We start from the raw sequence: 13,764 nt of genomic DNA on the forward strand, positions 1-13,764 counted from the left end.
AGGAGGATATCACATGCTACAAAATCTTAAACCCGTGTGGGACTTAGATAGCATCTTTCCTGGAGGAAGCGAATCAAAGGAATTTGCTGCATTCTTGGATAAATTAAAGGAACAAACGTCTTCTTTAACGGCTGATTTAAAAGCGTTAGAAGCTCCTACATCGCTAGATCAGCTAAAAAAATTAGAAGCGATTGTAGCACGTTTTGAACAAGTACGCTCTGATTGGATGCAGGCAAGCTCATTCGTCTCCTGCCTTGAGGCACAGAATGTACATGATGGAAAAGCTCATTTCCTACGTGATCGTGTAACACAATTAGGAGCGGCAAATCAAGAAACAGGAACATTGTTTGATCAGTACATTTTAGAAGTGCCTGAGGAGCTATGGAAGCAATTCCTAGAGTTAGATAGCATGAAACCAATTGCTTTCATTCTGGATGAGCGCCGTCAATTAGGGGCAGCTAAGCTTCCTACTGAGCAAGAGATCTTGGCAGGAAATTTAGCAGTAGATGGGTATCATGCATGGTCGCAGTTATATGACGTGATCGTTGGACGCATGCATATCTCAAGTGAGAAAGATGGGAAAATTGAGAATTTATCAGTCGGGCAAGCCTTTAACCTGCTATCTGATACTGATCCTACAGTTCGCAAGCAGATGTTTGCCAATTGGAAACAAGCTTGGTCTGAAAATGAAGACCTATGCGCAAAAGCATTGAATCATTTAAGCGGCTTCCGTTTAGCATTATATAAAGAGCGTAAGTGGGATGACTTTTTGAAAGAGCCGGTCGAGATTTGCCGTATGAGCGAGAAGACGCTGAATGTCATGTGGGAGGTTGTGGAGAAGAATCGTGAGCGCCTAGTTCCTTATTTAAAACGGAAAAAGGAATTACTTGGCATCGATTCTCTGTCTTTCTACGATTGGACGGCACCATTGCCTGGCAGTACCAGCAAAATGAGCTATGATGAAGCAGCCCAATTCATTACAGAGCAGTTTGAGAAATTTAGTCCAAAAATGGCTGAATTCGCAACAATGGCTTTTGAAAAACATTGGATTGAAGCTGAGGATCGTCCTGGTAAGCGACCAGGTGGCTTCTGCACCGATTTACAGTCCAGCAAAGAAACGCGTATTTTCATGACGTTTGACGGTAGTATGTCTAGCACCTCTACATTAGCTCATGAATTAGGACATTCCTATCACACCTATGTAATGAAGGATTTGCCTGAGCTGGCGAAGGATTATGCCATGAACGTAGCCGAAACAGCTTCCACCTTTGCAGAATTAATCGTGAAGGATGCTGCCTTAAAAAATGCCAAATCTGATGCAGAACGTATTTCCATGATCGACGATAAGCTTGGTGATGCAGTTTCCTTCTTTATGGATATCTTTACTCGCTTTACATTTGAGAAGAAATTCTACGAACAACGCAAGAATGGAATGCTAAGTGCGGAAGAAATCAATCAACTAATGGAAGAAGCGCAGAAGTTCGCATTTGCCGGAGCTTTAGACGAATACTTCCCTAACTTCTGGTCCGCCAAGCTTCACTTCTATATTAGCGATGTTCCGTTCTATAACTTCCCATATACATTCGGATACATGTTAAGTGCTGGTTTGTTTGCGCAAGCACAAAAAGAAGGGGCTTCCTTTGAGGATAAGTATATTGACTTCTTAAAAGACACAGGTCGCATGACAGTAGAAGATCTGGCGAAGGCTCATCTAAATGTAGATTTGACGCAACCAGATTTCTGGCAAAGTGCTGTAGATGCTGCTTTGGCAAACATTGATGAATTTATGACGCTTACAGAGAAAAAAGCGTAAAAATTCTATCTAACGTAACAAGCAGGAAGAAAAGGGAAAAGCTCTCATATAAGAGGGCTTTTTCCTGCATCTAAAGCAATCATCTAATCTATTTAGAAGCGAGGGACTACATATGGCTAAAACACTCCAGGAAGTTTTACAGCATCCCGTATTTCATTATTTTGCCGAAATATCGAAAATTCCAAGGGGATCAGGCAATGAACAAGCAATCAGTACCTATCTATTAGATTTTGCGGCACAGCATGGATTAGATGCTGCACGGGATGAGGCATTTAATGTAGTGATTCGCAAGCCAGCTTCCGCAGGTTATGAGGCATTGCCCACCATCATTTTACAAGGGCACATGGATATGGTTTGTGAAAAAAATCAAGGAACCGTACATAATTTTCTAACAGATCCCATTCAGCTACGGGTAGTAGACAATATGCTATATGCTACGGAGACCACATTAGGTGCAGATAACGGTATAGCCGTAGCTTACATGCTTGCTTTGCTAGCTGATACGACTCTCATGCATCCTGCTCTGGAAGCACTTATAACCACCGAGGAGGAATCATCAATGGGTGGGGCTATGCATCTTGATTTTAATCAATTAAAGGGCTCCATTCTGCTTAATATTGATTCGGAAGAGGAAGGACGTTTGCTGGTAAGCTGTGCAGGTGGTGTCACGGCGAGACAACGACTTGAAATAGAATGGGCTGACGCCGATGACCAAAGTACCGCATTTCGATTGTCTGTACATGGATTGCAAGGAGGACATTCAGGGGCTGAGATTCATAAGGGACGCGGCAATGCTAATAAACTGCTAGGTCGTGTGCTGCATGGTCTTCAGCAAGAGATCCCATATCAGCTCCAACATGTGCAAGGTGGAATGAAAACAAATGCTATTCCCCGAGAGGCAGAGGCCATGTTGTATATAAAAGGGGAAGAAATAGAAAAAGCAAAGCAGCTAGTGAGTGATTTTCAAGAACGATTTGTTACAGAATTACGGGCTAGTGATCCTGAGGTTTGTGTAAAACTCACAGAAGTACAAGGGGAAGAAAACCGTGTATTTTCTACCCAGACATTTGAACATGTACTTGCCTCTCTGATGCTCACACCAAATGGAGCTCAAAGCATTAGTCAAGAAATCGAAGGACTCGTAGAAAGCTCCACTAATTTAGGTGTTATACGAACAGATGGCACTTGCATTTATTTGGAAAATGAGGTAAGAAGCTCTGTGGCTAGCTTAAAGGGAGCTATTGTGAAACAGTTGGAAGTGCTTGCCTCCTTAACAGGCTCTGAGCTTATCACCGATTCCGATTACCCAGAGTGGGCATACCGCCCGGATTCTGTGATTCGGGAGATTTGTGAGCAGGTATATGAAAAGATGAATGGTCAAAAACCAGAAATTACGGCGGTTCATGCTGGCTTAGAATGCGGTGTATTTGCAGAGAAAAATCCCAACCTGGATATGATATCTTTTGGGCCAAATATTTATGGAGCCCATACACCACAAGAGCATGTTGAAATTGATTCAGTGACTCGCATTTGGGACTATCTAGTAGCAATTCTGGCTGCAATGAAAGAGGCCGAGCGTTTCGCTTCATAGCAAGCGTGTTATGATGGAGGAAAAGATTTACGGAGGATAAAGATGGACAAGGCAGACACGGACAAATGGATGGGTCGTATTTTAGAACAGATCGTCCACTATTCGCATGAGCACCTACTTATTACCGATGGGGATGGTGTAGTTCGGCTAGTTGGGCCTACATGCGAAGCAATTTATGGTAAAAAGCGACAGGAATTACTTGGACGAAATGTAAGGGAATTGGAGGAAGCTAAAATTTTTTCTCCGTCCGCTACTCGTTTGGTTCTGGAATCAGGGGAAGCCCAGACAATGATGCAGGAGACGATTTATAAGCAAAAGCTGATGGTGTCTGCCTTTCCCATTTGGAAAACGCCTGATGAATTGGAAGGTGTAGTTAGTTTTTCACATGATTTGACTGAGATTCTAGAATTAAAACGCCGTTATGAGAATCTAACACAGCAATTGAAACAATTCGAAAATGAGATTGAGGAACTGCGTGAGAAAAATAGTGGTTCCGATCAAGTTGTAGCAGTTAGCCCAGCTATGAAAGAAATTTATCGTTTAGTAGAAAAAGTAGCGGGGGTAGATTCAACGGTTCTTATTTTAGGGGAATCAGGAGTGGGGAAAAACGTTATCGCCCGGGAAATACATCAGCGAAGCCGTCGTTCACACGGAGAATTGGTGGAAATTAATTGCGGGTCAATACCCGATGGACTATTAGAGTCTGAGCTATTTGGTTATGAGGCAGGTTCTTTTACGGGAGCTGCTAAAGCCGGGAAGATGGGGATAATCGAACGGGCTAATCAGGGAACCCTATTCCTAGATGAATTGGGAGAGCTACCCTTGTCCTTACAAGCCAAGCTGTTAAAAGTCATTCAGGAAAAGCGGCTACAGCGTATCGGAAGCACTACGTATCGAGAGGTTGATTTTCGCCTAATTGCAGCTACGAATCGAGATTTGGAGGAAATGGTAAGGAATGGGTCGTTCCGCCAAGACCTGTACTTTCGCTTACATGTGATTCCGTTACGAATACCACCTTTACGTGAGCGAAAGGAAGATATCGCTGCCCATTTGAAATGGACCTTACGTTCTTTAAATGATCGGTACGGGCTACAAAAGCGACTTTCCTCTCAAGCGACTCAAGTACTCCTGCAATATGAGTGGCCGGGTAATGTTCGAGAGCTTGAGAACGTTTTAGAAAGAATGGTCGTCATTGCTGATGAGGATACGCTAACAGCCGAACATCTACCAGCGGAAATCAGTGCATTACGTCTTCCTGCAATTCTCTCAGATGAACATTCCTTATCTCCAACTGTTCCCCTGAAAGAAGCTGTGGAGAGATTAGAGAAAAGTATGCTAGAACAGGCAGCTAACCTTTGTCAGACAACGGTAGAAATGGCACAGATGTTAGGAATCAGTCAGCCTTCTGTAGTGAGGAAGTTAAAAAAGTATCAGATAAAACGATTCAAAAATGAATAATTATTTATAAATGAATAAAAATCTGGTTTCTAGATAGAGTGTTTTGTATTGTCATGTTATATTCTCCGCTTCAATACTTTGGCACGATAATTGCTATTGATAAAATAGTAGAAAATTGGCTGAGTAGCAAATATATAAAAGCGTAGGCAAAATATGAAGGGGGAGTATAACATGGCAACTACTAGATGCGTATCCATAAACACCAGCATTCCTGGACCAAAATCAATGGAGCTGATTGAGAAACGAAAGACCTATGTACCCAAAGGTGTGGGCAATAATTCTCCTATTTTTGTAGAAAAGGCAGATGGGGCACTGGTTCATGATGTAGATGGTAACGTGTTACTTGATTTTGCAGGCGCAATTGGAACATTGAATGTGGGGCACCGCCCGGAGGAAGTCGTTGAAGCGATCAAAGCCCAGTTAGATAAATACATTCATACATGCTTTCATGTAGCGATGTATGAGCCCTATCTTGCTCTTGCTGAAAAATTGGCAGAAATCACTCCAGGCTCTTTTGAGAAAAAAACGATCTTATTGAACAGTGGGGCAGAAGCAGTTGAGAATGCTGTAAAAATTGCTCGTAAATATACAGGCAGATCAGGTATCGTTTCATTTACACGCGGATTTCATGGGCGAACATTGCTCGGCATGTCTCTTACCAGTAAAGTGAAGCCATACAAATTCCAAATGGGGCCGTTCGCACCAGCTACCTATAAAGCGATGTTTCCCTATCCCCTACATCGTCCAGTTGGTATGACGGAAGAGGAATATGCTGAGTTCTGTGTTGGACAATTTGAGGATTTCCTGTACACAGAAGTAGCCCCAGAAGAATTGGCTGCAGTAATTATGGAGCCGGTCCAAGGCGAAGGTGGCTTTATAGTGCCGCACCAAACATTCGTGCAAGGCATATATAACATCTGCCGCAAGCATAACATTTTATTTATTGCTGATGAGGTGCAAACAGGCTTTGGGCGCACCGGTGAGATGTTTGCCTCCACGCATTTTGGCATTGAGCCGGATTTGATTACGATGTCTAAGTCTCTTGCAGCTGGTTTACCCATCAGTGCAGTTCTCGGACGTGCGGAAATTATGGACGCACCTGCGCCTGGAGAAATTGGCGGAACCTATGGAGGAAGTCCGCTTGGATGCGCAGCCGCTCTAGCTGTTATTGAGAAGATAGAAAAAGAAAATCTAGTAGAACGATCTCGCCAGATTGGTGAACAAATCATGGAGAATTTTACTGCCTTACAACAAGAGGTGCCGATTATCGCAGAAGTTCGCGGGTTAGGGGCAATGTGTGCCATTGAACTTATCCATCCTTCTACCAAGCAGCCGATGAAAGAATTTACGGCTATTTATACAAAAGCCTTATGTGAACAAGGTGTCATTGTGCTATCAGCAGGTGTACATGGGAATGTGTTACGCTTTTTGACACCACTTGTTATTACTGATGAGCAATTGCAAGAAGGTCTAAGCATAATGAACCGTCTTTTAGTCAGCATGTATCAATCAACAGTAGCGACGGAGGTAAAATAACATGAAGAAGCATTTATATATCAACGGTACTTGGAAGGAAGCAAAGGAATACCAAGCACTTACATCACCATTTTCGAAAGAAGTCATTGCACAGATTGGTCAGGCTGATCGAGACGATGTAGAGGAAGCGATTGAGGCGGCAAAGCAGGCAACTGCGATTATGGCGAAAATGCCTGCCCATCAAAGAGCTGCCATTCTGGAAAAAGCAGCGGCGATTATGGAAAATCGCAAGGAAGAATTAGCACGTCTCCTAGCATTAGAAGCGGCCAAACCATTGAAGACTGGTCGAGCAGAACTAGCCCGTACCATCCAAACCTATAAATTTGCTGCGTCGGAAGCCCGTAGTATTCACGGTGAAACCGTTCCGTTAGATGCGGCTCCTGGCGGGGAAGGCCGACTTGCTTTTACTGTACGCAAGCCAATCGGGGTTGTAGGGGCAATTACTCCATTTAATTTCCCATATAATCTCGTAGCACATAAAGTAGGCCCAGCTATTGCTGCCGGTAATACAGTCGTTTTAAAACCTGCCGGGCAAACTCCACTCGCCTCCCTGGTATTGGCTGAGATTTTTGAAGAAGCAGGATTACCAGCAGGGGCACTTAATGTGTTGCCAGGTAAAGGAAGCGTAGTTGGAGAGGCGCTTGTTACAGATCCGCGAATTGCTGCTATTACCTTTACTGGCAGTCCAGAGGTTGGAATCTCTCTAAAGGGAAAAGCAGGACTAAAGCGCGTTACTTTAGAATTGGGCTCTAATGCGGCACTGATTATTAATGATGATGTAGAGCTGACCCAAGAGCTGATTGATCGTTGTACATTTGGTGCATTCACATTTGCAGGACAGGTTTGTATTTCTGTACAACGGATATTTGTACACGAGAGCAAGTTTGCAGACTTTGTGGAAAAGATGAAGCTAGCCGCAGAGAAGATGGTAGTGGGAGATCCGCTTGATGAGGCAACTGATCTGTCCTCCTTAATAGCTCCAAAAGAGATTGATCGAATGGAGGAATGGGTTAGTCAGGCTCAGAGCTTAGGTGCTAAAGTGGTGACAGGTGGGAAAAGACTGGCTGAGCGTTTGTATGCACCAACGATCCTAACCGATGTGCCCACTCATGCAAAGGTATCTTGCCAAGAAGTGTTTGGACCACTAGTAATGATAGCCCCATTTTCAACATTAGATGAAGCAATTGCAATGGTTAATGATTCTCGATATGGCCTACAGGCAGGTATTTATACAAATAATATTCATGCAGCGATGAAAGCGGCCGAAGAGCTTGAGGTCGGTGGCGTCATGATTAATGATTTTCCAACATTCCGCGTAGATAACATGCCGTATGGTGGTGTCAAGGAAAGCGGTTTTGGTCGTGAGGGCATTAAATACGCTGTTGAAGAAATGACTGAATTAAAGCTAATCAGTATCAAGCTATAATTAGGATAAAATTGGCAAGTATCAGAAAGCAGGGAATAAATATCCCTATGAAGAAATAATTACATTTGTTCAAAAATAAGAAAAGATGGTATTATGAATGCAAGGATCTTTGTCCATATTGTTTTTTCATAGACAAAGTTCACTTACTACCCAATCCAAATCTTACCCTGTTCGAGCAGTTTGCTTGGATAGGGTATTTTTTTATTCGTTTTTAAGTGGGGTTTTGGGGGATTACATGCTATAGTCGAAATGACACGGGAGGTGGTTGGGTGGTAACAGATAGAGATGCCAGAAATAGTATTACAACATTACGCGGACATCATTTATTGTGTGTACATGGGTTTAGGGGAATGGGTTATAGCCCAGCCTTTGCGGTCAAAATGAAGGAGATTGTTGAAAGAATTAGGGATCATCAAGACGACTTCCCTATTCGAGTGGTTCATGCTTTAGATGATACCTGTCAATATTGCCCGAATAAAGGAGAAGGGATTTGTGTAGCTGACCCAACCTCAGAAGAGCATGTGCAGACAATGGATTTGGCTGCTCTTGAACAGCTTGGTCTGATACCTGGACATATATACCGAAAGTCTGAACTGATTGAGCGGACAAAAAACAGGGTGGAGCCTGCCGACTTAGATCGGATTTGTGCAGGCTGCTCTTGGTTATCTTACGGGGTTTGCAAAAAAGGAATTGCGTTGCTAAAGGAAAACAAATACTTGGAGATAGATGCCATTTGATGGTTTAGAGCAGGGAGTAGATCACTTTATCGCAGCAGTAGCTAGATTTGTACAAATCTTTTAGGCTTAGTTCATCGTGCATTTTTTAGTTAGGCTATATATGGAAAGGTATGGAAAAGGAGAGAGGAGGGCATAAGTAAAGAAAAAAGCAGGTATAGAAAGGAGATGCCTTACTTGTCAACAACACCAGCTCCTGATAAAAAACCATATTATTTATCCATTCATCCTCATTCCGTAAAAGGAGATATTATCGACAATCCTACAGATACGTCTTTTGATTATGAAGTATTAGCTACACCTGGCGAGATTAGACAGCTTCAGGAGTTATTTGAAATGGCCTACGACGAAGACCTAGGTGGCGAACCTGAGGAATATGATAAGGCTCTTGATCAGATCTATCAGCTTATTTACCACTTAGGCAGCTCAGACACTCGTAGGAGATTAGAGAGTATTGGCATACATGGTGAAGATCACAGAGGAAGTGCAAATATGTAAAAAAATAGAGTTTTCCCTTCTATAGGCATTGCTAATTATCCTCGGACGATGTATATATGATACATTGACAGACGAGAGGGGAAACAGTATGACAGACTACTCAGGGCTACGCTCATTGGCTAAATTAGTGGAGCGTTTTGAGTCCAACATGGAACAAGTAACACTAACCATCATGACAGCAGATGACCGAGAACAAATTGTTAATTTGTTACTTGCCGGATTGCACGAATTAAATCCAGATATGCAAATAAAAATGGAAAATAGTACAGGGGAATACGCCAGTCATGTTGCCCAGCTTATCGTGGGAGCCAACAAGTATGTGTTCTCCAAGGATTATAGAGAAACCTTTATAAGTGAGATGAATGTATACGCGTGCCGTATAACAGCAGATACTCATGGGTTATTGGTGTACCATCATGATTACCCTGGCGTTATTCACGATGTTTCACGTATTTTGGCGCAGCATGAAATTAACATTTCAAAATTGAACGTCTCTCGTGAGCAAAAGGGAAAGCTGGCGTTACTGGTTTCGCTAACTGATGAGGAGATACCAGCCGAAGCAATTGAACAGATTGAAACGTTGCCTAATGTTACGAAAGCGATTTCATTGCAGTAACTTCAAGGCAAAACAAAAAAGCATGAAAAATGGAGAAAAAGGAAACTAGAGCGGAAAACATTGGTTTTCCGCTCTTTGATAGCGCTTGCAGAACATGATATGATTATTTTGTGATCAATGAAAAAAATCACAAAGGAAAGAGTCACCAGAGTCAAAAGAGTTACATTTGTATGAACAATTTGTGAATTCTTATCGCTCTTTTCCTAAAACAGCCGGAAATTGTTTACAATAGATGTATCTGTTTTTAAAATTAGCTTTTGTCAGTCTAGCCTCAATTTATTGTTTATTTACAATTGCGGCAAAACGACGCTACATATGAATGAGAAGGGGGCTATAATGGAACAGATAACGCAGTTTGTAAAAATTTTTATTTAGTAAGAAGAAAGATTTGTTATCATGATTTGTTCTTTTTACCAAATTTACATAATATCCATTGCTTCTAGTGGTAAATATACGGAGCACATTCTAGATAACAAACATGATTGCATTAGTAGACTTAGTGTGATTACTATTATTAAGTCTATTAAAGGTAAAAAGGAGAGAAAGTGAGGCTAGATCGCAATGATGAGACGATTGCAGCAAGTCGGGCGCCTGCTTCCTATGCTAGTAATGGTAGCGCTTTTACTAACTGGATGTGGCGACCCTTATCTGTCTGCACTGCAGCCTAAGGGGACTGTAGCAGGCATGCAATATGACTTGATTAAGCTTAGTGTTACCATCATGTTAGGCGTCTTCACTGTGGTTGTCGTTATCTTTACCTATGTATTGATCCGATACCGTAAACGTAAGGGCGATAACAGTATTCCAGAACAAATCGAAGGAAACCACAAGTTAGAAATTATTTGGACGGTTATCCCTTTCATTCTTTTGATTGTTCTTGCGATTCCGATGGTTTCGACAACATTTACATTGGCAAAGGATTATTCAAACGACAAGGATGCTCTTCAAGTCAAGGTAACAGGACACCAATTCTGGTGGGAGTTTGAATATCCTGATTTAAAAATTAACACTGCTCAGGAATTATACATCCCTGTCAACAAAAAAGCGTACCTTTCTTTAGAGGCTTCTGATGTTATTCACTCTTTCTGGGTGCCAGCACTAGGCGGTAAAAAAGATACAAACCCTGGTATGACCAACCATATGTGGCTAGAAAGTCCAGTTGAAGGAACCTTCCAAGGACGATGTGCCGAGCTCTGTGGTCCGTCTCATGCTTTGATGGATTTCAAAGTAAAGGTTGTATCACAAGAAGAGTTTGATAAATGGGTAGTACAAATGACAAAAGGTGAAAATGCACCTGCTGAAAATAAAGCGGTTGCAACTCAAGGGGAAGAAGTCTTTAAACAAAGCTGTGTTTCCTGCCATGCCGTTGATGGCAATGGTGGTAAAATCGGTCCAGACTTAACTAATTTTGGTAATCGCCAAACCGTAGCAGGTGTGTTGCCTAACGACAAGCAACACGTTGCCGAATGGTTGAAGGACCCAGAATCAGTGAAGCCTGGTAACTTGATGCCTAACCTGAAGTTAAATGATGATCAGGTGGATGCTCTTGTTGAATACCTGTCCAGCTTGAAACGTCAATAATAGCTGAATTTTGAATCTAAAAGAGGGGGCAAAACCGTGGCTCAACATGTTCGTCCAAGAAATACGGGCTTGTGGGATTGGATCACAACCGTGGACCATAAAAAAATCGGCGTTCTGTACCTATTAGCCGGTGGATTCTTTTTCTTGCTTGGTGGACTTGAAGCATTGCTGATGCGTATTCAGCTCATGTATCCAAATAGTAAAATGTTCATTGGCTCCACGTTTAATGAATTGCTAACGATGCATGGTACCACTATGATCTTCCTAGCTGCCATGCCATTGATTTTTGCTGTCATGAACGCAATCGTACCGTTACAAATCGGTGCGCGTGACGTAGCATTTCCATTTGTAAACTCACTAGGCTTCTGGCTGTTCTTCTTTGGTGGGTTGTTGCTTAACGTAAGTTGGTTTATGGGCGGTGCACCTGATGCAGGTTGGACAGCGTATGTGCCATTAGCTTCAAACACATACAGTCAAACCGCTGGGGTCAGCTTCTATGTACTAGGTTTGCAGATAGCTGGTTTGGGAACATTAATCGGGGGGATTAACTTCCTGGTTACAATCATTAACATGCGCGCGCCAGGGATGACCTTTATGCGTATGCCGATGTTTACATGGACAGCATTTATTACTTCTGCATTAATCTTGTTCGCTTTCCCTGCGATCACTGTAGGTTTAGTTCTATTGATGTTTGACCGAATTTTCGGAGCACAGTTCTTTGAAGTAGCTGGCGGCGGTAACGTACTGTTGTGGCAGCACTTGTTCTGGATCTTTGGTCACCCAGAGGTTTACATCCTGATACTTCCAGCATTTGGTATGATCTCTGACGTTGTTAGTACCTTTGCGAAAAAACGTCTGTTTGGATATTCCGCTATGGTATTTGCGACCATGGTTATCGGTTTCTTAGGCTTCATGGTATGGGTTCACCATATGTTTACAGTAGGTTTGGGTCCGGTAGCTAACTCGCTCTTCTCGATTGCGACGATGCTGATTGCCGTTCCTACCGGTATTAAAATCTTTAACTGGCTATTCACTCTGTGGGGCGGTCAAATTCGCTTTACCACAGCTAATCTGTTCGCTACGGGCTTTATTCCGACATTTACCATCGGCGGTATGACCGGGGTTATGCTTTCTGTAGCACCAGCAGACTATCAATATCAGGACTCTTACTTTGTAGTAGCTCACTTCCACTATGTTCTTGTTGGTGGTATGGTGCTGGGGCTGTTTGCAGCCTTCTACTACTGGTGGCCAAAAATGTTTGGTAAATTACTAAATGAAGCAATTGGTAAATGGAACTTCTGGCTATTCTTTATCGGTTTCCATTTAACATTCTTCCCTCAGCATTTCCTTGGCTTGATGGGTATGCCGCGTCGTGTATACACCTTCTTACCAGGTCAACAGCTGGAATTAGGAAACTTGATTTCCACTATAGGTGCCATCATTATGACTGTCGGTACCGCGTTGTTTATTGTTAACGTGATTTACACGAATGCAAAAGGTAAAAAGGCTGTGGCAGATCCATGGGATGGTCGTACGCTTGAGTGGTCAATTCCTTCTCCAGCACCTGAGTATAACTTTGCTCAAACACCTCGCGTGCGTGGTCTTGATGCTTTCTGGGTTGAGAAAATGGCAGGCAACAAAGCAATGACTCCGGCTGAACCGCTTGGCCCGATTCATATGCCGTCTCCATCTGTTTTGCCATTCCTGATGTCTGTAGGGATGTTTATTGCAGGATTTGGTTTTATCTATCACAAATATGTGCTGGTCTTCGCAGGATTGGGGCTGTTTATCCTTTGCATGTTTGCCCGTTCCATTAAGGATGACCATGGTTTCCATATCGAAGTAGACGAGATTAAGGAAACAGAAAAAGGGGGTAGGCTGTAATGCAACACACGGATCATGGTGTTCTACCTGCTGAGCCTGAAAAGGCAACCCTTGAAGGCAGAAATAAAATACTGGGCTTCTGGCTTTTCCTAGGTGGAGAAATGGTATTGTTCGGTTCTCTATTTGCCACGTATTTGGCTCTCAGAGATCAATATGTATCAGGACCAGCTCCGCATGAAATCTTTAAAGTTGAACTGGTTGCTATGGCGACAATTTTACTATTGACCAGTTCTTTAACGAGTGTATTTGCCATCATCGGAATGCACCGTCATAACTTCAAAATGATGATGTTCTGGTTTGGTGTAACCGTTGTACTAGGATTTGCGTTCTTAGGGCTAGAAATTTATGAGTTCTATCACTACTACCATGAAGGTCATACAATGACTAGTAGTGCATATGGTTCCGCTTTCTACACGTTAGTTGGATTCCATGGAGCGCACGTATTGTTCGGGGTTACATGGATAGCAACCCTGATGGCTTCTGCTATGAAAAAAGGTCTGACAGTGGTTACTGCACCGAAGTTCTATATTGCAAGCTTGTACTGGCACTTCGTTGACGTAGTGTGGGTATTCATTTTCACAGTCGTGTACCTAATGGGTATCATGTCTGGACAAGGAGGAGCATAAG

11 protein-coding genes are annotated in these 13,764 nt (G+C 42.7%); all 11 read left to right on the plus strand.

Annotation, left to right across the window (positions count from 1 at the left end; all coding sequences use genetic code 11):
* Nucleotides 1-13 precede the first annotated feature (13 nt).
* The 11 genes from AYJ08_RS00250 (at nt 14) to AYJ08_RS00300 (ending at nt 13,763) form a co-directional block, all read left to right on the plus strand.
* A complete protein-coding gene (locus AYJ08_RS00250; RefSeq protein ID WP_064016118.1) occupies nt 14-1,813 on the plus strand; it encodes a M3 family oligoendopeptidase in 1,800 nt (599 codons plus the stop codon).
* Nucleotides 1,814-1,925: 112 nt separating this feature from the next.
* Nucleotides 1,926-3,404 carry an aminoacyl-histidine dipeptidase gene (locus AYJ08_RS00255; RefSeq protein WP_064016119.1) on the plus strand — a complete coding sequence of 493 codons (1,479 nt, stop codon included), beginning with the start codon at nt 1,926-1,928 and terminating at the stop codon, nt 3,402-3,404.
* Between the two features lie 42 nt (nt 3,405-3,446).
* Complete coding sequence (locus AYJ08_RS00260) at nt 3,447-4,862, plus strand: sigma-54 interaction domain-containing protein (protein ID WP_064016120.1); 1,416 nt, start codon at nt 3,447-3,449, stop codon at nt 4,860-4,862.
* 171 nt (nt 4,863-5,033) lie between these two features.
* Entirely contained in the window at nt 5,034-6,398 is a 1,365-nt protein-coding gene (gene gabT / locus AYJ08_RS00265; protein WP_064016121.1) for a 4-aminobutyrate--2-oxoglutarate transaminase, read from the plus strand.
* A 1-nt stretch (nt 6,399) separates the two neighbouring features.
* Nucleotides 6,400-7,824, plus strand: coding sequence for an aldehyde dehydrogenase family protein (locus AYJ08_RS00270; RefSeq protein ID WP_064016122.1), 1,425 nt, complete (start codon nt 6,400-6,402; stop codon nt 7,822-7,824).
* Nucleotides 7,825-8,093: 269 nt separating this feature from the next.
* Nucleotides 8,094-8,561 (plus strand): DUF1284 domain-containing protein, encoded by a 468-nt coding sequence (locus AYJ08_RS00275; protein WP_064016123.1) that lies wholly within the window; start codon nt 8,094-8,096, stop codon nt 8,559-8,561.
* Nucleotides 8,562-8,726: 165 nt separating this feature from the next.
* Nucleotides 8,727-9,056, plus strand: a complete 330-nt coding sequence (locus AYJ08_RS00280) for a hypothetical protein (RefSeq protein ID WP_064016124.1) — start codon at nt 8,727-8,729, stop codon at nt 9,054-9,056.
* An 88-nt stretch (nt 9,057-9,144) separates the two neighbouring features.
* The gene (locus AYJ08_RS00285) at nt 9,145-9,672 is read left to right on the plus strand and encodes an ACT domain-containing protein (protein WP_064016125.1); all 528 of its coding nucleotides are present in this window, start codon (nt 9,145-9,147) and stop codon (nt 9,670-9,672) included.
* Between the two features lie 561 nt (nt 9,673-10,233).
* Nucleotides 10,234-11,253 (plus strand): cytochrome c oxidase subunit II, encoded by a 1,020-nt coding sequence (gene coxB / locus AYJ08_RS00290; protein WP_081873049.1) that lies wholly within the window; start codon nt 10,234-10,236, stop codon nt 11,251-11,253.
* Nucleotides 11,254-11,289: 36 nt separating this feature from the next.
* A complete protein-coding gene (gene ctaD, locus AYJ08_RS00295; protein ID WP_064016126.1) occupies nt 11,290-13,137 on the plus strand; it encodes a cytochrome c oxidase subunit I in 1,848 nt (615 codons plus the stop codon).
* A complete protein-coding gene (locus tag AYJ08_RS00300; protein ID WP_031410961.1) occupies nt 13,137-13,763 on the plus strand; it encodes a cytochrome (ubi)quinol oxidase subunit III in 627 nt (208 codons plus the stop codon). Before ctaD ends, AYJ08_RS00300 begins: the two co-directional genes overlap by 1 nt.
* Nucleotide 13,764 lies beyond the last annotated feature (1 nt).

Origin of the sequence: Brevibacillus sp. SKDU10 (assembly GCF_001645205.1) — a bacterium.
Lineage (GTDB): Bacteria > Bacillota > Bacilli > Brevibacillales > Brevibacillaceae > Brevibacillus_B > Brevibacillus_B halotolerans.

What these genes read in the sequence shown, in the direction of transcription:
- AYJ08_RS00250 (WP_064016118.1), top strand. Translation starts at nt 14, where the DNA reads ATGCTACAAAATCTTAAACCCGTGTGGGACTTAGATAGCATCTTTCCT.
- AYJ08_RS00255 (WP_064016119.1), top strand. Translation starts at nt 1,926, where the DNA reads ATGGCTAAAACACTCCAGGAAGTTTTACAGCATCCCGTATTTCATTAT.
- AYJ08_RS00260 (WP_064016120.1), top strand. Translation starts at nt 3,447, where the DNA reads ATGGACAAGGCAGACACGGACAAATGGATGGGTCGTATTTTAGAACAG.
- gabT (WP_064016121.1), top strand. Translation starts at nt 5,034, where the DNA reads ATGGCAACTACTAGATGCGTATCCATAAACACCAGCATTCCTGGACCA.
- AYJ08_RS00270 (WP_064016122.1), top strand. Translation starts at nt 6,400, where the DNA reads ATGAAGAAGCATTTATATATCAACGGTACTTGGAAGGAAGCAAAGGAA.
- AYJ08_RS00280 (WP_064016124.1), top strand. Translation starts at nt 8,727, where the DNA reads ATGCCTTACTTGTCAACAACACCAGCTCCTGATAAAAAACCATATTAT.
- AYJ08_RS00285 (WP_064016125.1), top strand. Translation starts at nt 9,145, where the DNA reads ATGACAGACTACTCAGGGCTACGCTCATTGGCTAAATTAGTGGAGCGT.
- coxB (WP_081873049.1), top strand. Translation starts at nt 10,234, where the DNA reads ATGATGAGACGATTGCAGCAAGTCGGGCGCCTGCTTCCTATGCTAGTA.
- AYJ08_RS00300 (WP_031410961.1), top strand. Translation starts at nt 13,137, where the DNA reads ATGCAACACACGGATCATGGTGTTCTACCTGCTGAGCCTGAAAAGGCA.